At 54.1% G+C, this 21,083-nt stretch carries 22 protein-coding genes and 1 pseudogene; 5 read left to right on the top strand and 18 right to left on the bottom strand.

Annotated features, from left to right (window positions below):
* Positions 1-19: 19 nt before the first annotated feature.
* The gene (locus IQ241_RS20570; RefSeq protein WP_193910834.1) at positions 20-271 is read right to left on the bottom strand and encodes a DUF1830 domain-containing protein; all 252 of its coding nucleotides are present in this window, start codon (positions 269-271) and stop codon (positions 20-22) included.
* Positions 255-1,325, bottom strand: coding sequence for a porphobilinogen synthase (hemB, locus tag IQ241_RS20565; RefSeq protein WP_193910832.1), 1,071 nt, complete (start codon positions 1,323-1,325; stop codon positions 255-257). Before hemB ends, IQ241_RS20570 begins: the two co-directional genes overlap by 17 nt.
* Positions 1,326-1,393: 68 nt before the next feature.
* Here hemB and IQ241_RS20560 point away from each other — a divergent pair, with 68 nt between their 5' ends.
* Positions 1,394-1,828 (top strand): Fur family transcriptional regulator, encoded by a 435-nt coding sequence (locus IQ241_RS20560; RefSeq protein WP_193910856.1) that lies wholly within the window; start codon positions 1,394-1,396, stop codon positions 1,826-1,828.
* A gap of 158 nt (positions 1,829-1,986) precedes the next feature.
* Here IQ241_RS20560 and IQ241_RS26715 read toward each other — a convergent pair.
* The 3 genes and pseudogenes from IQ241_RS26715 to IQ241_RS20545 form a co-directional block, all read right to left on the bottom strand.
* Positions 1,987-2,145 (bottom strand): annotated as a pseudogene (locus tag IQ241_RS26715) (cation transporter); the annotation flags it as partial.
* A 149-nt stretch (positions 2,146-2,294) separates the two neighbouring features.
* Positions 2,295-2,660: an ArsR/SmtB family transcription factor gene (locus IQ241_RS20555; RefSeq protein ID WP_193910830.1), complete on the bottom strand. Its 366-nt coding sequence runs from the start codon at positions 2,658-2,660 to the stop codon at positions 2,295-2,297.
* Positions 2,661-3,432: 772 nt separating this feature from the next.
* Positions 3,433-4,326 carry a polysaccharide deacetylase family protein gene (locus tag IQ241_RS20545; RefSeq protein ID WP_193910828.1) on the bottom strand — a complete coding sequence of 298 codons (894 nt, stop codon included), beginning with the start codon at positions 4,324-4,326 and terminating at the stop codon, positions 3,433-3,435.
* Positions 4,327-4,426: 100 nt separating this feature from the next.
* On the opposite strand from IQ241_RS20545, the gene IQ241_RS20540 reads away from it, so the two are divergent.
* Positions 4,427-5,350 carry an ATP adenylyltransferase family protein gene (locus IQ241_RS20540; RefSeq protein ID WP_193910827.1) on the top strand — a complete coding sequence of 308 codons (924 nt, stop codon included), beginning with the start codon at positions 4,427-4,429 and terminating at the stop codon, positions 5,348-5,350.
* Positions 5,351-5,403: 53 nt separating this feature from the next.
* Here the strand turns inward: IQ241_RS20540 and IQ241_RS20535 are convergent, their stop codons facing one another.
* Positions 5,404-5,694, bottom strand: a complete 291-nt coding sequence (locus tag IQ241_RS20535; protein WP_193910825.1) for a Mo-dependent nitrogenase C-terminal domain-containing protein — start codon at positions 5,692-5,694, stop codon at positions 5,404-5,406.
* Between the two features lie 202 nt (positions 5,695-5,896).
* A complete protein-coding gene (locus IQ241_RS20530; RefSeq protein ID WP_193910823.1) occupies positions 5,897-6,865 on the bottom strand; it encodes an MBL fold metallo-hydrolase in 969 nt (322 codons plus the stop codon).
* Positions 6,866-6,940: 75 nt separating this feature from the next.
* On the opposite strand from IQ241_RS20530, the gene IQ241_RS20525 reads away from it, so the two are divergent.
* The gene (locus tag IQ241_RS20525; protein WP_193910822.1) at positions 6,941-7,852 is read left to right on the top strand and encodes a DUF4351 domain-containing protein; all 912 of its coding nucleotides are present in this window, start codon (positions 6,941-6,943) and stop codon (positions 7,850-7,852) included.
* 151 nt (positions 7,853-8,003) lie between these two features.
* Here IQ241_RS20525 and IQ241_RS20520 read toward each other — a convergent pair whose 3' ends face one another.
* Complete coding sequence (locus IQ241_RS20520) at positions 8,004-8,462, bottom strand: DUF29 domain-containing protein (protein ID WP_193910820.1); 459 nt, start codon at positions 8,460-8,462, stop codon at positions 8,004-8,006.
* A gap of 105 nt (positions 8,463-8,567) precedes the next feature.
* Between IQ241_RS20520 and IQ241_RS20515 the strand changes: the two genes are divergently transcribed.
* Positions 8,568-10,010 (top strand): carotenoid oxygenase family protein, encoded by a 1,443-nt coding sequence (locus IQ241_RS20515; protein WP_193910819.1) that lies wholly within the window; start codon positions 8,568-8,570, stop codon positions 10,008-10,010.
* A 6-nt stretch (positions 10,011-10,016) separates the two neighbouring features.
* On the opposite strand, the gene IQ241_RS20510 is transcribed toward IQ241_RS20515, so the two are convergent.
* Positions 10,017-10,388 carry a cytochrome P450 gene (locus IQ241_RS20510; protein WP_228021916.1) on the bottom strand — a complete coding sequence of 124 codons (372 nt, stop codon included), beginning with the start codon at positions 10,386-10,388 and terminating at the stop codon, positions 10,017-10,019.
* A gap of 199 nt (positions 10,389-10,587) precedes the next feature.
* A complete protein-coding gene (locus IQ241_RS20505) occupies positions 10,588-11,199 on the bottom strand; it encodes a cytochrome P450 (RefSeq protein ID WP_193910817.1) in 612 nt (203 codons plus the stop codon).
* Between the two features lie 313 nt (positions 11,200-11,512).
* On the opposite strand from IQ241_RS20505, the gene IQ241_RS20500 reads away from it, so the two are divergent.
* Positions 11,513-11,776, top strand: coding sequence for a hypothetical protein (locus tag IQ241_RS20500; RefSeq protein WP_193910815.1), 264 nt, complete (start codon positions 11,513-11,515; stop codon positions 11,774-11,776).
* Between the two features lie 53 nt (positions 11,777-11,829).
* Here the strand turns inward: IQ241_RS20500 and IQ241_RS20495 are convergent, their stop codons facing one another.
* From IQ241_RS20495 to IQ241_RS20460, 8 genes are all read right to left on the bottom strand, one after another.
* A complete protein-coding gene (locus tag IQ241_RS20495) occupies positions 11,830-12,471 on the bottom strand; it encodes a hypothetical protein (RefSeq protein ID WP_193910813.1) in 642 nt (213 codons plus the stop codon).
* Between the two features lie 276 nt (positions 12,472-12,747).
* The gene (locus tag IQ241_RS20490; RefSeq protein WP_193910811.1) at positions 12,748-14,211 is read right to left on the bottom strand and encodes an efflux RND transporter periplasmic adaptor subunit; all 1,464 of its coding nucleotides are present in this window, start codon (positions 14,209-14,211) and stop codon (positions 12,748-12,750) included.
* A gap of 10 nt (positions 14,212-14,221) precedes the next feature.
* Complete coding sequence (locus IQ241_RS20485) at positions 14,222-16,585, bottom strand: ABC transporter permease (protein ID WP_193910809.1); 2,364 nt, start codon at positions 16,583-16,585, stop codon at positions 14,222-14,224.
* Positions 16,582-17,334, bottom strand: coding sequence for an ABC transporter ATP-binding protein (locus IQ241_RS20480; protein ID WP_322743725.1), 753 nt, complete (start codon positions 17,332-17,334; stop codon positions 16,582-16,584). The genes IQ241_RS20485 and IQ241_RS20480 overlap by 4 nt, the downstream gene beginning before the upstream one ends.
* A gap of 112 nt (positions 17,335-17,446) precedes the next feature.
* A complete protein-coding gene (locus tag IQ241_RS20475; RefSeq protein WP_193910807.1) occupies positions 17,447-18,625 on the bottom strand; it encodes a mechanosensitive ion channel family protein in 1,179 nt (392 codons plus the stop codon).
* 51 nt (positions 18,626-18,676) lie between these two features.
* Positions 18,677-19,201 (bottom strand): hypothetical protein, encoded by a 525-nt coding sequence (locus tag IQ241_RS20470; RefSeq protein WP_193910805.1) that lies wholly within the window; start codon positions 19,199-19,201, stop codon positions 18,677-18,679.
* Between the two features lie 442 nt (positions 19,202-19,643).
* The gene (locus IQ241_RS20465) at positions 19,644-20,378 is read right to left on the bottom strand and encodes a SpoIIAA family protein (protein ID WP_193910803.1); all 735 of its coding nucleotides are present in this window, start codon (positions 20,376-20,378) and stop codon (positions 19,644-19,646) included.
* Between the two features lie 205 nt (positions 20,379-20,583).
* Complete coding sequence (locus tag IQ241_RS20460) at positions 20,584-20,976, bottom strand: efflux RND transporter permease subunit (protein WP_390622478.1); 393 nt, start codon at positions 20,974-20,976, stop codon at positions 20,584-20,586.
* Positions 20,977-21,083: the final 107 nt, after the last annotated feature.

Raw genomic sequence — 21,083 nt, 5'->3', positions numbered from 1 at the left:
TAGCTGGATGGGACGATCGCTAAATTTGTAATCTCTTGCATAGGAGCCGATCAGATAGGAGCGTAGTGACGGTTTCTCCGCTGTAGACCTCCAGCTGTGCTTCTGGAACCGCCTCAAAGAGGAGAAGGTCACCTGGAAAAATCACGCGCTCAAAATACCAGTGGGGAATATTAGCAATGCGAGCAACCTGCAGCCGAGAGGTGGAATTCTGATAGCTGCATAAAATCTTGTCTAGCCGAGTAATGGGCAGGGCATCAAGGGTTTGAGTCATGGGTTAATATCATCGCTGCGTCTTTTGCAAAATAGGTCAAAATCAAATCCGCTCCGGCCCGCTTTATGCTAGTCAGGGTTTCAAGCATGACGCTTTTCTCATCGATCCACCCCTGGGCAGCTGCGGCTTTTACCATGGCGTATTCGCCGCTGACGTTGTATGCGGCGACGGGTAAGTGAGTGTGTTGCTTAATCCGACAAATTACGTCCAGATATGCCAGCGCCGGTTTCACCATCACAATATCTGCCCCTTCCGCAATATCGAGATCGACCTCTTTAAGCGCTTCTCTGGCGTTGGCGGCATCCATTTGGTAGGTCTTTTTGTCCCCCCATTTAGGAGCCGAATTTAGCGCATCCCGAAAAGGCCCGTAATAGGCAGAGGCGTACTTGGCAGAGTAAGCAAGTATACCGACATCAATCCAGCCTTCAGCATTTAAGGCTTCGCGAATTGCGCCTACACGACCATCCATCATGTCGGAAGGGGCAACGAAATCCGACCCAGCAGCGGCCTGGGCCAGCGCCTGTTTCACTAGCACTGCAACGGTCTGATCGTTCAGGATTTTGCCGTCTTTCACAATGCCGTCATGCCCTTCGCTGCTGTAGGGGTCGAGGGCCACATCGGTGATCACAAGCATATCGGGCACGGCTTGCTTGATAGCACGAACCGCGCGGGGAATTAGCCCATCGGGATTGTAACTTTCAGTGCCAAGATTGTCTTTTTGAGAATGGGGAATCAGGGGAAAAAGGGCGATCGCCCCTATCCCCCATTCACGCGCCGTTTTAACCTCGTCCAGCAAACGGTCGATTGAGAACCGAAGGCACCCTGGCATTGAAGGTACTTCCTCTCGTTGCCCGTCCCCTTCCATCACAAATAGCGGATAGATCAGGTCGTCTACCGTTAATACCGTTTCCCGCACCATCCGGCGCAGGGTTTCGATACGACGCAACCGTCGGGGACGATATGTGGGGGAACAGCGCACCTGAGATGACCTGCCAGGGAGTTCCTCAGGGGTGACAGGAAACTCAGATTTTTGATCGGGAGATTGAAGGCTCATGATCGATGATAGATATCTGCGATAGAGTGATAATGATTATCATTATTGTGATTCTACAGCATATTCTAATGAATCGCGACCCTTACATTCCAATAACTCGGCAATCTGACCCAACGCCGCCCGGCAGCGCAAACCTCACGGTGAGTCAGGATGCGGTGTTGAAGGCCCTAGGGCAAGAGCGGCAGCCACTGTCTGCACAGGCGTTGTATGGCCTGATGAGGCGACAAAAATCCATTGGATTGGCAACCGTCTATCGAGCTCTCGGTGCTCTGGAATTGCTGGGGTTAGTTCAGCATCGAGCGAATATTACGGGGGAGAACCTTTACAGCGTCGTCGAGCAGGATTGCCACTATCTGACCTGCTTGCAGTGTCACCAGTCGGTTCCCGTCAACTCGTGCCCGGTGCAGGAATTGGAGACGAAGTTGCAGCATTCTAGCTCGTTCAGAATCTACTATCACACTCTGGAGTTTTTTGGCCTGTGTGGGCTTTGTGCCCAGGCATGAACTGCAGAACTTTTCATCGGTAGGAAATAGTTGGGTATGCAAATAACCCCGGTCATGATGCCGAAATCGGGAGGTATTTTAGTATTTATGCACTACTTGCTCTGAAATCTATAATCCAGAATACATTGAAATATAGCAAGCCAGATACCTGGAGTAGTTCAAGCTAGCGATCGCCAAGATTGCGACAAGACGGTTCCAGCGGAACGGGCGAATACTACGGTGAGGAGTAGACCTACCAATAAATCGGGGATAGGCGACTGGGTCAGAAACACCAATCCTGCCGCTGCTAAGACAGCCGTATTAGCAATAATGTCATTACATTCAAATGAATATTTGAATAGCATATATCATTATAACGTTCACTTGAATGTTTTTAGAAAAATCAAGCCTAACGAGTTGCGAGCTGATGTACAAAGGGGGCTGCCACTAACCCAATCCAAAACCCGACGTCTAAACTCTCAAATCCTTAATCCACGAACTGGCCCAGCGCATAGTACAGAATCTCGGCCACTCGCTGATCTCGCAATGAGTAGTAGGCGAGTTTGCCATCGTTGCGATATTTGAGAATCTTCAGATCCCGCAGTTTGCGCAGATGATGGGAGGCAGTCGCCACTTTTGCGTCAAGCAGGGTGGCGATATCGCAAACGCAGAGTTCCCGGTCCTGGCTGAGGGCGTAAAGAATTTTCAGTCGTGAGCGATCGGCTAAAGCACCAAAGATGATTTGGGCCGTTTCCAAGGTGTCCTCACTGGGCAGCGTGTTTTGGACATGATGAACTAACTCGGTATTGAAGCACCGAACCTGACAAATGTCTTTGGTTTTAGGATTGCTCACGAAGGCATCAAGGGGTTCATGGGCTTATTATGGCGTACAGACTGCCCTGCCTGGGCAGGTTCAGGCGGGAGCATGTCACTTTTGTAGGCCAATCGAGCCGTTGAGGTAAGGGCAGCGATGAGCCAGGACTTGTGGCACATTGTCTTCGTCCCACTGAGCACCTGAGATTTTGATGCGTCGGCTGACCTACTTTGATGCGGGCTGACCTGGCGATAGGCTTCGACTGAGAGCGCTTTGGCTTGGTCACTAGTCAAAATCAGTTCGCTTAAGGTGTTTTTTAGCTTTCGCTCTCGTCCGATTTGCGTGCTGCTAACTGAGCCGAAAAAACGCCCCAATTCTGGGTTCACTACGCCTGGATCTGCCAAGGGCGGTGACTTCCGCCGTGACAACTTTGGATACCCCAGTGCAGACAATGACTCAGACGGTGCGCGATCGCTAGCGACATTGCTTAGGCGCATCCGCCCTTACAGCGTTTCACCAAAGCTTTCAACCTGCGCGCCGGTGAAGAGCAGCGAACGCTGCTGCTGTTTGCTGCCTATACGCTGATGTCGGTCGACATTCTCTGGCTAGAGGTCGGCTCAGCGGCCCTATTTCTGAGCACCTATGGGGCCAAGTCGCTGCCTTTGTGCGCGGCGTTCCCATCTTTAAGGAATTGCGGGATGACTTTTTAGTCCGTCTGGCGTCGATCATGGACGAGCTCACCTTCGCGGCCCACCACTCCATTTTTATCGAAGGCCAGGAAGGGCGATCGCTAGTCCCTGGGCCTGCTGAGCTAGGGAATCAGCCCCTCCGGCAGGGAGCGGATATGCTGCGCGATCGCGCCAGGTTTGGTAATCCAGCCCTTCCCGGTTTGCTCTGAGCGTTCAATAATATGGGTCAGGGCTCGCCGCAGATGCCGTAGCCGAAACGGCTGGCCAACCAGGTAGGGGTGCAGCGCAATTCCCAGTACGAGCGACTGCCGGTCTGACTGGGCCAGCATTTCATCAAACTGGTCGATGATCATCTGGGCAAATTCGGGAGCGCTGGCTCGTCGCACCGCGATCGCCGGAATATCGTTAATTTCCTGCGCATAGGGAATCGACAAAATGCGCCCGGCGCGCGTCTTAAACCAGATTGGCTGATCGTCGCAGCACCAGTCTAGGTGATAGCTGTAGCCCGCTTCCTGAAGCAGGTCTGGCGTGACCGGACTCTGAGCTATCCACGGCCCGAGCCAGCCCCGAGGCGGACTGCCTTCATTCTGGGTAATCGTCTGGGTAGTCTCAGCAATCAGCGCTGCTTCCTCCGCTTCGGACAGGTCGCTCTGCCGCTCACTGTTAGTCCGTCCGTGTGCGACAATCTCATCTCCCCGCTGGCGAAACGCCGCAATCACCTGGGGACAGTAGTCGTATAGCTCAGTGTTGAGCAGCAGCGCTATCGGCAGCTTTAGCGATTCAAACAGGGTTAGCAGCCGCCAAACGCCAACCCGGTTGCCATAGTCGCGCCAGGCATAGTTCAGCACGTCGGGCTGGGGGCCGCCGGGGGCCAGTGCCGCGCCCAGCCCCTGACCAAAGGCAAAATGCTCTAGATTCAACCCGATGTAGACAGCCAGGCGATGCTCTCCCGGCCAGCTATAGTCGGCTCGTTCAGTAATTGCGGAGTAGGCGTAGCGTCCGTGGGTCGGCAGCATGGCAGCGGGGGACGACAGAGGGGGACACAGCTAGTTTAATGGAAGGGGGCTTTTTGCTATAAGCGCCCTTAGACGCATCCCTGTAAAATTCCTCAACGCTATGCCTTTTCCTGTTCGTCGTCCCTGGCAGCCGGGCACGCTCTGGCAAAAGCTCCAGACGCAGACTCAGTACGCCCTTGAAACCGGGGCGCTCCAGCCCATTTCTACCGAGTATGAGCTGATTGAGCAGGACGGCATCCCGTTTTTAGTCCGGGTGCTGGCTAATGTCTCTCGCAAAGAAGCCGCCCGCCGCCAGCAGTCCCAGCAGGAAAAAGCGACGGGCAAGCCAATCAATCCCTTTCTGCCCTACGACGAAGACTTGTTCGTTACCGACATTTCAGACACCCATCTCTGCCTGCTGAACAAATACAATGTGGTAGACCATCATCTGCTGATCGTCACCCGACAGTACGAGTCACAGGAAGACTGGCTTAGCCTCACCGACTTCGAAGCACTTTGGAAATGTCTCGCCGAAGTGGACGGCTTTGCCTTTTACAACGCGGGCAAAATAGCTGGTGCTAGCCAACCCCATCGACACCTCCAGCTGGTGCCCCTGCCCCTGACGCCTGAGTTCAGCGGCGTACCGATTGGCGTCGCGATCGCGGCTGCCCAGTTCACCCATAGCATCGGTCAGTCTCCGCTGCTCCCTTTTCGCCATGCCATTGGACTTAATCCCTGGCCCGCTGCGCCCGCCGTTGCGGCTGAGCAAGGCTATCGACGCTACCATCAGCTTCTCAAGCAGGTGGGGATTGCCGACCCGACTGGTAGCTGGGAGGGACGCCAGAGCGCTGCCTACAATCTTCTCTGTACCCGCCAGTGGATGATGGTCATCCCCCGTCGTCAGGAGTGCTACAGCCAGATCTCGGTCAACTCGCTCGGCTTTGCCGGATCGCTGCTGGCTAAAAATGCTGAAGTGCTGGCTCGGCTTAAAACGATCGGTCCGCTAACCCTGCTGCAAGCCGTTGCCTTCCCCAACCCCAATTGACCTGGCCCTATCCAAAGCGACTTCTCTCTAATGCAAGCCGCGTCTAGAGCAAACTAGGTTAGGGTGCCAATGTCTTCGCCGCATTCATCCACGAGGTAGCACAAAGCCTTAAACCGCAGCGCCACCAGTTCTTCGTAAAGCGGGTTGAGCTTGCATAGCGGCGGAATATGCCCAATTTTGTGGCCAAAGAGCACGAGGTCTCGCTTAAAAGGACATTGGGCTGGGATTAGCTTAGCAATTCGATGAGCGGCCTGGGGAGTCTGTACTGGCTGGCTAGCTAGCCAGCTTCGCAGCAGACGCAGCGGATAGAAACCCTGACAGGGTTGTGAAATAGAACTTTCCATTTCAATAACCTTTGATAGGTGTAGCAAAGAGAACTTTGACGTTGTCTAGCTTTCCCAATCTAAGGAATGAAATTCGCAATTGGGTAAAGCGGATTAGAAGCTTGCTTAGGAAAAGCTAAAGCTCTTGTAAAACAGTCTTAACAATTTTAGGACGCAGCTTGCCTTTATACTGCGCACTGGTAGCAAAAGCCACTCTTCGCTATCAATCTAAATATCCCACCGTGCCAGGCTCAACCTCCGGGTTCATGGCTTCGTAGCTGAAATAGCGATCGGGTACGCCATTGTAGAGAATAAAGGCGTCAAAGGGATAAATGCCCGGGCGACCGTTAACAGCTGCGATCGCGCTTCCCAAATCCCTCAGCTGCGCTACCGTCATCTGCGGCGGCCGCTCATGGGGCTGATAGCTGGTACGGATCAGGTAGTCAATCCGCGGATAGATTGACATCTCTACGTGACAGCCCAAAATATGGGTAATGGGATGCGCTTCGGTAAATTCGATCAGCCGAGCAATGCTGCTGGCAAAGGCGTCCCAGTCGCGGATATAGAGTCGACCTGGATAGAAGATATCGCCGGTAAACAGAATCTGAGTATAGGGATCGTAAATTGAGACCTCCACATCTTCATGGCCGGGGCTGCCCATGATCTGAAGCTGCCTGCCACCTAGATCAAAGCTGACTCGCTCAGTCGGCCATTGGCTAAATCCATAAAACGCAATCGTGTCTTCTAGGCTGCGTCCAACCATGGTCGTATGAGGTCGATCTAGGAACTGCGAGTTGCCTTCAAAATGGTCGCGGTGCAGGTGAGTATGGGCGACGACTAAGCGGTAGTCAGCCCGAGGATGGCGGCTGAGCCAGCGCTCAATCAGCGCATCCACGGTCTGACGCAGGGGAAAGTAGTCCTGCGATCGCGTCGCGCCCGTATCGAGCAGAATCGCTCGCTCATTGCCGAATAGCAAAAACATGAAGGGCGCTTCGTAATGCACCGCCATGTTCTGCCTCAGGATATAGGTATGCTCGTTGTAGGCGTGAACCTGAATGTCAGGGTCATCGTTGTGCTTGGGCGAAACCGAACCGTGAATCCAGCTCACGTCTAAGCTGCCGCTAGCGGGCTGGGTGCCTTCAAAGTCAATCCGTTGGACGGGGGGAGAAAGGGGCTGTGAAGAGAATGTCATGATATCTGGCGTGCGATTGGATAGCCTTTAATCTAACTGAACTCGAATACAGCAACTGTTCAGCTCTGCCATACCATGACTGATCACGACCGGCTTTTCAAAGAGCTGCTCTCCACCTTCTTTGTCGAATTTCTGGAACTATTTCTCCCCCAGGTCGCTAACACCATCGACCGCGACTCCATTGCCTTTCAGCCCCAAGAGTACTTTGCCGACCTAACCACAGGCGAAACCCGGATCATCGACCTGCTCGCCGCCGTTCGCCTATCCAGTCAAGACGTGGGCTTCCTCATCCATGTCGAGGCTCAGGCGTCATCCCAGGCAGACTTCGTCCAGCGCATGTTTTTCTACTTCGCTCGGCTGCATCAGAAGTTCCGACAGCGTATTTATCCAGTAGTCGTCTTTTCCTTTGACCAGCCCTATCGGCCAGAGCCCCATCAGTACAGCGTCGCGTTTGACGACCTGAAAGTTGTCGAGTTTAACTTTCGCGCCATTCAGCTCAACCGGCTCCGCTGGCGAGACTTTTTGCAGCAGCGCAACCCCATAGCCGCTGCCCTGATGGCGAAGATGCAGATTGCCTCTGAGGAGCGCCCCAGGGTGAAGCTAGAGTGCCTGCGGCTGCTGGCGACCCTGCGGCTGGACCCAGCCAGGACGCAGCTGATTTCGGGCTTCGTCGATACCTATCTGCGGCTGAGTCAGCCGGAGGAGCAGGTGTTTCAGGCAGCGATTGATAGAATAGAGCCAGCTGAGCGAGAGGAGATTATGGAAATTGTGACCAGCTGGATGGAACGGGGCATTGAGCAGGGCATTGAGCGAGAGCGATCGCTGATCCTCCGTCAGCTCACCCGTAAGCTAGGCGAAGTTCCAGAAGCCGCGCGATCGCGCATCGGCGCACTCCCGATTACCCAGCTTGAGACCTTGGGCGAGGCACTACTGGATTTCTCTACCCGGTCCGATTTAGAAAACTGGCTGGCAGAACAGGATCGATAGGTGACTCCTTAACACTGATCGCTAAACCGAGCGCAAATATTTTCAGGTCAGTTCCGGAATAGGACGATTTCCTGACATCGCCCTGTAAATCTGTCAGTTCCTGTCGGCCATGTTCTGAGCCATTGGGGCTAAATCGACGCTATTCGGGGCGCTATTCGGGAAAATACCCGGCGTCTTGCACCGTGCTCGGCTCAAATGGGTAGGTTTCAGGAAAGGACTCAATCGATAGCCCTGTCTCATAGGCTGTTTGCTGTCTTGCCCGCTGATAGCAGTCGTCAAACATGGCGGTAAAAAACGGTCTGAGGCTGGGGCTATCTTCCAAGACGCCCTCCAGGCTAATCCGCTGTTCGCTAATGGCACTGCGCCACATTTCGCTGCGCTGAATCGGCTGATACTTCCACTTGAGCAGATGCATCAGCAGAATCACCAGCCGGTTTCTAAGCTCGCGTTTTTCACTTCTGCCCATAGTCTCAATTTCTTCAATTAGGTGGGGCACATCCAGGCGGGCAAAATTACCCTCATGCAGCAGTCGAACCGTATGCTTAAGCCAGCGGTAGTAGTCGTGGTCGTAGAGGCTGAGGGCTGAGGTTTGCGATGATCGCGCAGTCATCCTGTTCTGTGGGTATAACGAAGCGTCCATATCATACTACCGATGCCCCACAGTTGCTTAGGCAGACTTGTTACACTGTCGAAATAAAATCCATCGGCGAAAATCATGACTCAAACGGCCACTCAAACCCAGCCCTGGAGCCGTTCGCTTAGCCAGCCAGCCACAGAATTTGGGCCGACGCCGCTGAAGCTGCTGTCTGGAAAAATCCCTACGGGCCTGCGCGGTATGCTCTACCGTAACGGTACGGGCCGACTCCAGCGCGGCACCGAGGCGGTCGGTCACTGGTTTGACGGCGACGGCGCTATCTTGCAGGTAAACTTCACCGACCAGGGCGCTAGCGGCACCTATCGCTACGTCAAAACCCAGGGCTATCTGGCCGAAGCTGAAGCGGGGGAATACCTCTATGGCAACTACGGTATGCGGCATCCTGGCCCGGTTTGGCAGCACTGGCTGGGGCTGCTCAATCATACCGCGATTAAAAATTCGGCCAATACCTCAGTCCTGGCTCTCTCCGACCGGCTGCTGGCCCTGTGGGAGGCCGGCAACCCCCATGCCCTCGACCTGGAAACCCTGGAAACCCTGGGCAGAGAAGATCTGGGCTGGCTGAAGGATGGACAACCCTTCTCAGCTCATCCCCTGCGCGACCCCCAGAGCGGTGAAATCTATAGCATTGGCGTGGATTCGGCCTTTACATTGCACCTCTATCGCTGCGATCGCGACGGTCGGCTGCTAAAAAAATCCGCGATCGCCCTCAAGGACAATCCGCTCGTTCACAGCTTTGTCCTGGCTGGCCCCTACTTGGTCTTTTTCATCTCACCCGTCAAAGTTGAGCTGCTGTCGCTGCTGCTCAATACCAAAGCCTATGCCGACGCCCTGCAGTGGTTGCCCGAGCGGGGAACCCGCGTCATCGTCGTAGACCGCGAAAGCCTGACCCCCCTGGCTGAAAATGAGACCGATCCCTGGTTTCAGTGGCACTTTGGCAACGGCTGTTTGGACCCCGATGGCACCATCCGCTGTGACCTGGCCCGGTTTGAAGACTTCACCTCAACTAACGAATTTTTACGCGAGGTGCCGACCGGCAAAATTCAAACCCCCTCCTACAGCCACCTGTGGCAGATCCGGCTCGACCCGCAGACGGGCCGCGTGATCAGCAATCAGCCAGTGGTCGAGCGCAACTGCGAATTCCCAGTGGTCTCTCCCGCTGACATTGGGCAGCCCTGGACCTCGACCTACATCGCCATGCACCGACCCGGCATTCAGGCGGGAGAAGACCTGTTTGGTGCCTTGGGTCGGTTTGACTACGCCACGGGTGAGCTAACTGAGGCTGACCTGGGTGAGAACCGCTACGTGACTGAGCCCATCTATGCGGCCGACGCAGAAATGCGCGATCGCGGCTGGCTGCTCACCGTTGTCTATGATAGCCAGGCCGACCGCAGTGAGCTATGGGTATTCGACGCCCAGCACCTGAGCGACCAGCCGGTCTGCCAAATTGCTCTACCCAGTGTCGTCCCACCGAGCTTCCACGGCACCTGGCAGCCTGCAATTTAGATCCATCTATCCCAGTACTACAGGTAAGCTCTGATAGCGATGCCACATCGGGGCATTGACCAGCTCAAGCTCCGACGGCTCGACCGCCAGGCGTAAGTTGGGATTTCGCGCCAGCAGGTTGGTAATCGCAATTTTGGTTTCCATTCGTGCCAATGGAGCCCCTAAGCAGGAATGAATGCCGCTGCCAAACCCGAGATGTTTGTTAGGGAAGCGTGTAATGTCGAACACTTCGGGATTTTCAAACACAGCCGGGTCATGATTGGCGGCTCCGAGCAGAGGCATCACCGCCGCCCCTTTGGGAATGGTGACGTCGTGGAGTACGACATCTTCCAGCGCATAGGCGGGTTTTGTCCCTTGAACCGGGCCTCGGTATCGCAGGATTTCTTCAACACCTCGGTGATTAACCGAGTTGGCGCTTATAAATCTTGAACCGGGCCTCGGTATCGCAGGATTTCTTCAACCGCTGAATCGATTAGCTCAGGCTCAGCTCGCAGGCGGGCCAGCTGGTCAGGATGCTCTAGAAGCGTCAGAACGCTGTTGATAATCAGATAGACGGTGGTTTCTTAGCCCGCGATAATTAGCAGAAAGACCATATATCCCAGAACAGCGTGCGGAGCAGATTCAGGCCGGAAAGGCCATCTTTCATCGCCTTCATGCCGTTATAGAATCGGGGCATATCCTCATCCGATGCGCCCACCATCTCGCTGATCACGGTAACGGGGATGGGTAGGGCATAGGCTTGCTTAAGATCCACCGTACCCTGGGGTTCTGTCTGGTCAAGCAGCTCGTGGGTCAGCCGTTCGATCCGATCGGCCAATTTGGCTAACTGACCCCGTGTAAACGCCTGGTGAACCAGGTCTCGCAGGCGGCGATGGTCGGGCTCATCTTCGGTAATCATGCTGTTGGCCATCAGCGCGACCGACTTGGGCATAGGAATGGGAAACCTGCCGCCGCCCGTCGCTGTGGTGCGGTTGCGGACAAAGCGCGGGTCTTTGAGAAAACTGACGCAGTCCTCGTAGCGGGAAAGAAAGTAGGCGTCGATGACGCTGACTTTTCCTTTGCAGACGGGGGCTTCTTCTCGCAGCCGCTTGTAGTATTCGTACTTGTTGTTGGTAAACTCTTTTGAACCGACGTTGATGGGTTCTTTGATATCGACTTTTCTATGGGCTGGTTTTGGTATAGCTATCATTTTTGTTCTCCCTGCATATCTCGTATGTAAACGGAATTTGTCATGTAGCCGCTTTAGACGCAGCAAATAGACTGCTTTGAGCAAGCCTGGTGAAAGGCTTTACATATGTGACCTGTCGGTCATGTGACTGAGTAGTCATATCATAGCAGTGGAATCTGATTCTGCCAAGCGAGTTCTAAGTTTTCTTTAACTTGAACCGCACGGCCAGTGCGCTAACTTTTCTTCCAAATCTGCACAATTAGCTGTAAACTCAAAATATGACTGACAAGTCACATGACTCTATAGTCACTATATAGCGGCTAAGGAAACCTTGATGCAGTTTGAACATTCAAATTTCGTCTTCTCTGAGATAGACATAGAGCAGGTAAAGGAGCTGATCGAATGCGCGATCGCAGATGGAGACTTGTTTACAAAGGCTGAAATTGAAGCACTGTCAGCAATTTACTTTGGGCAGACCAAACCTGACCGGGAAAATAGCGTAGAGCGCCCGCTGCAATCTTCATTGATAAAGGGAGTACCCCCCTATGGAAAATTTCTGAATACCAAACCCCCAAACCTGGAGGTTCAGGGGATATGAGAAAGGTTTAGTTGTCTCAGATTCTATTTTCCAAGCTGGGTTCATCCGGCTGTCTATCGCACGTCTAGAAGAATCAGATCGTCTGGCCTGACAACAACAACCCGGTCAGCCATCAAATTTCCAACCGCTACACCAGCTGCGGCACCGCCCAGAACTTCAATAACGTCAATGTCGCCAAATATTTCACTTAGAGCCGCACCCCCGGCAGCCCCGATCGCGGCATCTCCACCAATTGAACCGATGGAGGTATCGCGCGGGTCTTTCTGATCGTCTAGGACTCGTGAGGTGGCCTGTAGGTTGTAAGCTCGGTTCCCTACGATGGCCGTATCGGCAATATATTGCAGGCCGTCATCTCCAGCAGGCTCGTAGCGGCCCTGGATAACCGTTCCAGCCGGAAGATAAAGTCCGTTGACCGTGATGCCGCGCTCGACTTCAAGATTGTAGGAGTAGTTACGATCCTCATTGAGATAGAGCGTATCCTCTTGGGCGCTAGAAGCTTCGATAGTCGCACTCTGAGCCATCAGGGTCGGATAAGACTGGGCTCGGACACTCGTGGTCCCTATGAGCACGGCAATTCCGGCTGTCCATGCCAGCATTTGAGCGAGTGGCGGTCTAGGGAGAGTCGGGATTTGTAAAACTTTCATTTTTGTTCGATAGTTCTGGAAGGCTTTGATAGGACTCGTAATAGCAGCCATGATATTTTCCTCTTGAATTTTGACTTGTCTGTTATACAGCCGATTTGACCGTTGTCGGTAGGGCGCTTGAACGATCATGGCCACAAATCTTTTAATAATGTGACTTATCGGTCATGTGACTGAATGGTCACATTCTAGCAGCTCAGATTTATCTTGGCAAGGTGAGTTGATTCAAGGCGTTTAATTTGGGCATCTATCTATGCCTTTTGAGAGAGCTAAAGTTAGCCCCTTGATTTTTAGCGGTTCAAATCAGCTAGTGAAGCGGTTATGAAAAGGTTATTCGCGCACGCGCACGCGCTTCTCGGCTTCGATCTCCTCAGAGGGGTGCAAAATCACTTGCTCTCCTGGGACGAGCCCTGACTCTACCGCTGCCGCCAGGTCATTGCGCTGGCTAATCACAATCTCTCGCTGTTGGGCTTTTCCATCTGCGGAAACGAAGGTACACCAGGTCTGCGAATCGCAGCGAAACAGAGCGCTAATCGGGACGATCATTACGTTTTCTGCCGCCCAGGTGACGATCTGCGCCTCGACCCGGTAGCCGTCGCCCAGGGCCACAGGCGGATCGACAAAATCGGCGATCACATTCACCCGCTGCTCTTCTACGCCCAAGGCGGAAACCTCGGTGAACGCCGACGGCTCCACGTAGCGCACCCGCGCCTGGAGGGACTCTTCCCCACCCCACTGTTCAATCTGAATCAATGCGCCGGGTTCGACGCTGACCGCATCGGTGGAGAGAATGTCGATCACCAATTCGAGCTGGTCGGCGTTGCCTACCTCTATCAGGGGTTCACCGGCCTGAACAAAGCGGGCGCTCTTTTGCATCACTTGCAGTACGCTGCCTGCCGCCGGGGCAGTAACGGTGGTACGCTGGGCTTCATCGGTCAGCCGCAGTAGCTCGGCCTCAGTGCTGGCGATTTGCGCCCGGTACACATCCAGCAGGTAGTCGGGGTCTTGCTGTTCAGCCTGCAACACCCCTAGGGCATTGCGAGCAGCGGCGACATTGGCTCTCTCAGCGTCTACCTGGCGCTGGGCGGCTTCCACCTCCTGCTGGCGACGGGTGGCGGTCAGTTCGGCAGCTTCCCTATCTTGACGGGAGATCGCCCCTGCCGCCTGCAATTCTTGAGCTCGATCGCGCTCTCGCTGGGCCTGACTCAGGCTGGCCTGGGCCTCCTGATAGCGGGCTTCCGCCTGCCGCTGACGGGCGATCGCGGCGTTGATATCGGCCTCGGCCTGAGCCAGGGCCGCGTCTTTGGGGCGCTGGGTTTCGACCCCAGCAATCTGGGCTTCTAGTTCCCGCAGCCGCGCCTGGGCCGCTTGAACTTCGCTGTTAAAGGGCAGTGAGTCGATTCTAGCGACGACAGCCCCCGCTTCAATCGAGTCGCCAGACTCCAACTCGATCCGACTCAGCCGACCGGCCACGGGGGCGGCAACGATGTAGCGATTTTGCACTCGCGTTTTACCTTCGGCATCTACTGTGACCTGAAGGGTGCCTTCCTCGACGGTGCCTAAATCGACGGCGATCGGCGTGGGGCGCAGGGCGAAGACAAACACCCCGGCGACCCCTAACCCCACCAACCAGTAGGGCCAACCGCGCGGTAGGCGATCGCGCCAGGATTTAGATGGGCCAGCGTCATCAGGCGTTTCCGCTGTCTCGGCTGCCGGTTTTGAAGTAGCGCCAGGACGCTTCAGTTTAGGGATTTGTACGCCAAAGCAGCTGGGGGAGTGGGGTTGGTTCTCCATGTCAGCGTCCTTATTCACGAGTTTTCAAAACGGCAATTAAATCAAGCTGGTTAAGCTGGCGGCGAATCAGCCAGCCCGAACCTATGGCGGTCAGCGTAATCACGACAAAGGCGTAAACGTAGCTGGAGGGCGATACTACCAGGGGCAGTCGAAAGATTTCGCTGTCGTAGGCGGCACTTATTAGGGCGGCGAGACCGTAGCCCATAGCACAGCCGAGGGGAATCGCTAGGGCGGTGACGATCGCCTGCTCCCCCAGCAAGATCACGGCTATCTCTCCCTGGGTAAAACCGATGATTTGCAGGGTGGCCAGCTCACGGCTGCGCTCAGATAGGGCAATGCGAGCAATGTTGTAGACCACGCCAAAGGCAATCACGGCGGCAAACACGACCAGTACGCTGGTCATGACAGCAAATGAGCCGGTGATTTGTTCATTGAATTTAGCAATTAGGCGATCGCGCAGGGCTACACTGGCCACCGCCGGGGTTTCCTTCAGCTGGTCGTAGAGCTGATCCAGATAGTTTGAGTCCACCGCCAGATACGCGCCAGAAATCGTCTGGCCTTCCCGCATCAGCGCATTCAGGGCCGCAATATCCATGTAGGCTCCCTGGCCAATGAGTTCTTCCACCACCCCCACCACAGGCACCTGGCGGGTGGGGCGTTCCCCTTCTAAAATTTCTAACGTCAGGCGATCGCCGACAGTGATGCCGATTTTATCTGCCAGACTGGCGGTGAGAACCACACCAGACTCCGGCAGCATCACCGGCTGTAAGTTTTCATCCAGGATGCGGCGCAGCTCTCCCTGAGGCTCTAGTCCAGTGATGCCGCTGAGATAGGTGCGATGCTGAAAGCGCAGGCGGGCCGGGACTGAGCGGTAAGGCTCACTGCGCAAAACCCCAGGCAGCTGGGTCAGGTCGTAGCGGGCGCTGCTAGAGAGGGGTTGGTTAAATACCAGAGTGACATCTTCCCGCTGAATCTGGCGAAACTGCAGCTCAACGATGTACTGGGTAGCGTCTTCGAAGTAGCGCCCGATCACCAAAATCGCCACCGCCGCTGATATGCCCAGTACCGCCAACCCGGTCTGCACGATGCGCCGCTCCAGATTGCGCAAAATAATTTGGCCTACTGGTGAGAGCAACCGCTGCAAGCCCAACCGTTCCAATAGTGTTGCCCGAAAGGTCGCCGGGGGTTCCGGGCGCATGGCCTCAGCCGGGGGCAACGACACCGCCTGCCGCACCGCCGTTATCGTGCCCAAAACTGCCGCCGCTCCACTCACTCCGATCGCGGTCAACAGCAGGGTCGGCTCGACCCGGTATTGCAGCACCGGAAACTGGAAATACTGGGTGTACACCTGGGTGATCAGCGACCCCAGCCAGATGCCCAGGGCCGTACCCACCGCCGCGCCGCCCAGGGTAATCACCAGCACCAGCTTCAGGTAGTGGAAGCCGACGGCCAGGTTGTCGTAGCCAAAGGCTTTGAGCACGGCAATTTGTTCTCGTTGAGTGCTGACCAGGCGGGCCAGCACCAGGTTCAGCAAAAAGGCAGCAATTCCCAAAAAGATCAGAGGTACCGCTACAGCGGCAGCGGCCAGCCCCTGAATTTCGCTATCTAGCAGCTGATGGGAGACCTGCGTGTCTCGCCCGTAGGCTCCCAGGCCGCCGTAAGGTTCCAGCAGCTGATCCAGCCGAAAAATCACCTCATCCTCGCTGGCCCCCGGCATCAGGGATAGGGCCACATCGTTGAAGGCCCCCTTCAGGTCAAAGGCAGTCGCCAGCGCTTCTCGGTTCATCCACACAATGCCAAACCGCTGGCTGTCAGGAAAAAGCTCTCCAGCGTTGATCTCGTAGATATACTCTGGCGACAGGGCGATGCCCACAATCCGTAGCTGCTGCCACCGCTCGTTGATCACCGCACCAATTTCGTCGCCAATCTCTAGATCATTGGCTGTAGCGAAGGCTTCACTCACCAGCACCTGATCGCGACGACCCGGCTCGATGTAACTTCCCCGACGAATGAATAGGTCGTTCAGCATCGGCTGCTGCCGCTCAGGGATGGAAATCAGCCGTCCGGTGGCCGGTTCACTCAGCCCCGGCACGTCTGAATTCACATTGACCACCACCCGCGTCTGCACCTGCTGCACCCCTGGAATCTCGGCAATTCGTGCCGTTAGTGAATCGGGTGCCCGCTTGAGCTGGACAAACACATCGGCAAACCGATAGCGGTCGTAGTAAGTCTGCTGCGAAAGCTGAAGCGAATCGTAGGCGCTCATCATCGTTACCAGGCAGGCAATGCCGCAGGCGACAATTAGCGCGATCGCAATCACTTGACCCTTCAGCCGAACCAAATCGCGAAAGAGTTTTTGATCGAGGGCATTCACCACTCCAGCTCCTTCGGCTCTACCTTGTGCTCGTTTCGCTGATCGGCTGTAATCGTCCCGCTGCGCATGGTCAGTACCCGATCGGCCATGTCGGCAATCCCGGCGTTATGGGTAATGACGGCTGTGGTTGTCCCTAGCTCTTGATTCACTTGGGCCAGGGTTTCGAGCACTAGCTTGCCGGTTTGAAAGTCGAGGGCTCCAGTGGGCTCGTCGCAGAGCAGCACCTGGGGGCGCTTGGCAATGGCGCGGGCGATCGCCACCCGCTGCTGTTCGCCACCGGAAAGCTGGGACGGAAAATGATGGATGCGATCGCCTAGGTGAACACGTTCTAAGGCTTCGCGTGGGTGCATTGGATTGGGGGCAATATCCGTGACTAGCGCCACGTTTTCACGAGCAGTAAGGCTGGGAATGAGGTTATAGAACTGAAACACAAAGCCGACGCTCTGACGACGGAAACGGGTGAGGACGCGATCGCTAGCAGCAGTCAGATCTTGCCCCCGAAAGATTACCCGTCCGGTTGTGGGCACATCTAATCCGCCCAAAATATTCAGCAGGGTAGATTTGCCGCTGCCTGAAGCGCCTAATAAAACGACAAACTCGCCCTTGGCTAGCTCCAGGTCAACGGACTTGAGGGCCTGCACCCTCACCTCGCCCATGATGTAGGTCTTGGTAACGCCAAGCATTTGAAAGAGGGGAGGAGGGGCGATCGCGCCGCTGGGATATGTACGTTGCCCTGAGGAGTATGTCATAGGCAGTGGGGTGAGGATAGGAGTCATCTACAGGGTGTAACCGAGCAGTCTTGTGACTACATGGTCATATTTTACCCGCCTCAATTGACTCTCCCCATTAAGATTGGTTGCATCAGTGGGAATGGACTGCTCTATCCGTCTGTAGCGAGTTCTTAAACCAGATCGAACGCTGGGGAAACGGGATCGAAATGCCTTCAGCGTCAAAGGCATACTTCAATCGACGCCGGAACTCTCGTCCGACTTCCCACTGTTTAAGCGGTTGGGTTTGTATCCAAAGGCGAATGGTAATGCTGTTATCGCCGAACTTATCCACACCTAGCACCCTGGGTGGTTCAAGGATCAGGTCTTGCCAGTCTTGATCTTGGCTCATGTGAGTCGCCACCTGCTCAATGACTGCGATCGCATGATCTAGGTCAGTGTGATAAGCCACATCAATTGCCAGATTAACCCGTGACCAATGACTCGTGTGGTTCTTCACCATTGCAATGTTGCCGTTGGGAATGGTAACCAGATCACCATCCAAACTACGCAACTGGGTGATGCGCAGGTTCATGGCTTCTACCAAGCCAGTTTCATTATTAGCCGTAATCACATCTCCGACGCCATACTGATCTTCCAACAGCACAAACAGCCCATTGATCATGTCTTTGACCAGACTTTGAGCTCCAAATGAAATGGCGACCCCAAAAATGCTGACTCCCGCTAACAGTGGCACAGTGTTGATGCCCATAATTGCCAGCGCGATGAGCCCACCTACACCCATGAAGAAGAAGGCACTAGCTCCCTTGACTACGCCCGAAAAGGTTTGTAGCCGCTGGATCGCCCGAGTTGAACGATTGGCCGGAAGCAAGCGGCCTTGACTAAGGGCGGCAACGATATGATCAATGCTGACAAAACTGATGCGTATAACCAGATAGATAATTGCTCCAGTCAAGAGCAATTGCAGCAGGGTGACGCTTAACCCCGCGAGAACCATCGACTGTACCCATCGTGTTTGTGGAAACAGTCTAAGACAAAGCGTGAATCCACCCCCCCAAAGCCCAATTTGGCCCAGCTGCAACAATCGCTGTCGGACTTCGTAGCAAAACTTGAGCCGCTGCTTTCGGGCCACGTCGATCTGCCGTTTGGTAGCACGGTTAGCAGCTTCCTCGGTATCCGTCTGTTTCTGTTCTGACAGAATGTCTGTTTGGGAGCTAGCCGTGTTGAGTAATGCAAGTTTCGCTAGGACGGCGCGATGGCGGGCTTTTATATAACGCTGCCGCCAGCCAATACCCAGGCTAAGCAGTAACACAGCTAGAAGAATACCGCCTACTCGGAGGGCTTGTTGAGCTAAGAATTCTGGTCAATGCTCTTGCTGAGATGTGAGTATGGCCTCTTTAATGACCTGAGTCAGATTCTCGGCATGAGTGGTGGGATCAACCCCATACAAACGGGCATCTGCCGTCGTGACGGTCATCAGATAGTTGCCGTTAACAGAGATTACGGGCAGCCGAGTTGCCGTGTCTATTGTGTAATTAACTTCTAGTGTTTTAGTATCAAACGTTGATTTTGCAGTCTCTTGAAGCTGGCTTCTAATGGTCTGCACTCGTTGCCGAATAGGGGAGATAGAAAGCGCGTCCTGCTGCTCTTGATTGAGCGCAGGTGCTGCTAAGGCAAACACCTGACGACCATCTAAATGAACATTGCCCACTGTAAAATCAGTGGCGTCATCAGCGGAGTAGATATTGGCTAATCGCTCTATTTTAGGCTGTGGGAGTTGGCCTAAAGCTGCTGGTGCTATGGCCAAACCGAAAATAAATAGAAGTGTGCCAATGAAACCCAAAAAACTACGGAAAAAATAAGCAGAGCGATGAAATTTAACTGTCATTCAACAAAGATTAGTCGTTTTTTCGTGTTCCGGCACATCGCATTTTCCTGTATCCAATTGAAAGCTTTGTTACCCATCCCAGTTACATATGCTAAATAATCCACTTCGACCGTGAGCAGCAGCAGGCCAATTGTGAAGCTCAGCAATCGAGTTTTCATAGATTTACCTTAGTCTTGAGGGTGGACTGCACGTAGAGCTAAGGAATCACAATTAAGGCCATTAGGCCAATGCTCGACAAGGCTTTTGTAGATTTACCAAGCTTTTAGCGTAGTGAATCCTGTAGATCCAAACTTTTGGTGGTTCCAGAATGAGGGCTTGCCGTTCAAAATCCTGGTTCATCTGAGTGGCAACTCGCTTAATTGCCGCGATCGCATCGTTAAGACCAGGGTGATATAAACACCCTGGTCAAATCACCTTTAAGCTAGGCGACGCAGGTCACCAACTATGCCGTTGCTAGCCAGGTACGGGCCGCTGCTAGCTCAGAACTTTCAAAGCTCTTGATCTCCGCCGACACAATAGATCCAGCCGCTTCGGCAAGCGTCCGCATCCATTTTTGATCTGCAACAAGGGCGACATGACTGATGTCGTTCACCAATCGCACCTGCTGTAAATCTTTCCACAGGGCCATCGGGTCCATACCTTCAAAGCTGCGAATATCTTCTAAGATCCGGAGTTTGCCGTGTTTCTTAAGATCAGCCTTGAATTGATCGATTACACGGTCAAAGTCTGACTCAGTAATCTTACCCTCAATCACTAGCTCGACGACGTTGCTGTCAGAACTGCTCTTATACTCTAGCTTTGAATTTTGGTTCGGCTCAGGCGCAGTTTCTAGCCACTGCTTAGCCGTTTCAGCCTGGGAGTGTTCAAACACTTTTACCTTAGCGGAGAAAATATTGCCGACTGCGCTTGCCAGCGTTTGCACCCACTTAGCATCAGCGATAACCGCTACGTGAGTAATTTTGTCCATGTGGTTTAGCCCAAATTTCGCATCTTTCCACAGGGCAATAGGATCCATGCCTTCAAAGCTGTGAAATTCCTCTAAAACTCGGATGTGGCCGTGCTTTTCGATATCAGCCTTCATCTGAGCCGCGACCTGCTCTAGATTCTTGGCGGTAATCTTGCCCACTACAGCGACTTCAACAATGTTGCTGTTGGGATTGTTTTTGTACTCAAGCATGTCAATTCTCCTTGTTTTTCCTTTATTTGGTTCGGCTAAGTTCACGGCAAACTCAGCCTGCTCAACGTTTTCAGTTGCCTTGTCTGACAACTAAAAAAGCTTATGACTTTATGGTCACATGACTGACTAGTCACAATATAGCAAAGTCAGTTCTTTGTTGAAAGCAACAAGCGGCTTCAGCGCTGAATATCTATCTTTAGGCTGACTAAAGTAAAGCCATATCTGGATTTTCTGTGTTTGGGGTGAACAGCATATACAGACAAGGGACGACAATCAGAGCAATCAGTGTTGCGGCGATCAAGCCAAAAATGATGGCGCTACACAGGGGCATCCATGTTGGGTCGCTAAGAGCTAGCGGAATCAGGCCAATGATGGTGGTAATGCTGGTAGTGAGCACCGGGCGCAAGCGATCGCTCACCCCTCTAGCCGCCGCCTGTTTCACTTTCATGCCCTGCTGTTGGTAACCATTCATCGTATCCACCATGACAATCGCGTCGTTGACCACGATGCCAACTAGAGCAATGATGCCGATGAAGGCCGAGAAAGAGAAGGGAATCCCGATTAGGAAGAAACCGCCAGGGAGCGCGTCATACTTCAACGAGAGAAAAAGAGTCCAGGTCGCCATTGAGATAGGCGCAGCGAAGCGCCAGGATCTGCGGCACCCGTTCAGGCTTCCAGCGTGCCCCCGTCACTTGAATGCGCTCA

The organism is Vasconcelosia minhoensis LEGE 07310 (genome assembly GCF_015207255.1).
GTDB lineage: Bacteria > Cyanobacteriota > Cyanobacteriia > Phormidesmidales > Phormidesmidaceae > Vasconcelosia > Vasconcelosia minhoensis.
The sequence above is the reverse complement of the archived record's forward strand: the minus strand, read 5'-3'. Positions and strand labels throughout refer to the sequence as shown.

Excerpts from the sequence above, each read along its gene's own strand:
- IQ241_RS20570 (WP_193910834.1), bottom strand. The coding sequence starts at position 271 with ATGACTCAAACCCTTGATGCCCTGCCCATTACTCGGCTAGACAAGATT.
- hemB (WP_193910832.1), bottom strand. The coding sequence starts at position 1,325 with ATGAGCCTTCAATCTCCCGATCAAAAATCTGAGTTTCCTGTCACCCCT.
- IQ241_RS20560 (WP_193910856.1), top strand. The coding sequence starts at position 1,394 with ATGAATCGCGACCCTTACATTCCAATAACTCGGCAATCTGACCCAACG.
- IQ241_RS20545 (WP_193910828.1), bottom strand. The coding sequence starts at position 4,326 with ATGCTGCCGACCCACGGACGCTACGCCTACTCCGCAATTACTGAACGA.
- IQ241_RS20540 (WP_193910827.1), top strand. The coding sequence starts at position 4,427 with ATGCCTTTTCCTGTTCGTCGTCCCTGGCAGCCGGGCACGCTCTGGCAA.
- IQ241_RS20535 (WP_193910825.1), bottom strand. The coding sequence starts at position 5,694 with ATGGAAAGTTCTATTTCACAACCCTGTCAGGGTTTCTATCCGCTGCGT.
- IQ241_RS20530 (WP_193910823.1), bottom strand. The coding sequence starts at position 6,865 with ATGACATTCTCTTCACAGCCCCTTTCTCCCCCCGTCCAACGGATTGAC.
- IQ241_RS20525 (WP_193910822.1), top strand. The coding sequence starts at position 6,941 with ATGACTGATCACGACCGGCTTTTCAAAGAGCTGCTCTCCACCTTCTTT.
- IQ241_RS20520 (WP_193910820.1), bottom strand. The coding sequence starts at position 8,462 with ATGACTGCGCGATCATCGCAAACCTCAGCCCTCAGCCTCTACGACCAC.
- IQ241_RS20515 (WP_193910819.1), top strand. The coding sequence starts at position 8,568 with ATGACTCAAACGGCCACTCAAACCCAGCCCTGGAGCCGTTCGCTTAGC.
- IQ241_RS20505 (WP_193910817.1), bottom strand. The coding sequence starts at position 11,199 with ATGATAGCTATACCAAAACCAGCCCATAGAAAAGTCGATATCAAAGAA.
- IQ241_RS20500 (WP_193910815.1), top strand. The coding sequence starts at position 11,513 with ATGCAGTTTGAACATTCAAATTTCGTCTTCTCTGAGATAGACATAGAG.
- IQ241_RS20495 (WP_193910813.1), bottom strand. The coding sequence starts at position 12,471 with ATGGCTGCTATTACGAGTCCTATCAAAGCCTTCCAGAACTATCGAACA.
- IQ241_RS20490 (WP_193910811.1), bottom strand. The coding sequence starts at position 14,211 with ATGGAGAACCAACCCCACTCCCCCAGCTGCTTTGGCGTACAAATCCCT.
- IQ241_RS20480 (WP_322743725.1), bottom strand. The coding sequence starts at position 17,334 with ATGACATACTCCTCAGGGCAACGTACATATCCCAGCGGCGCGATCGCC.
- IQ241_RS20470 (WP_193910805.1), bottom strand. The coding sequence starts at position 19,201 with ATGACAGTTAAATTTCATCGCTCTGCTTATTTTTTCCGTAGTTTTTTG.
- IQ241_RS20465 (WP_193910803.1), bottom strand. The coding sequence starts at position 20,378 with ATGCTTGAGTACAAAAACAATCCCAACAGCAACATTGTTGAAGTCGCT.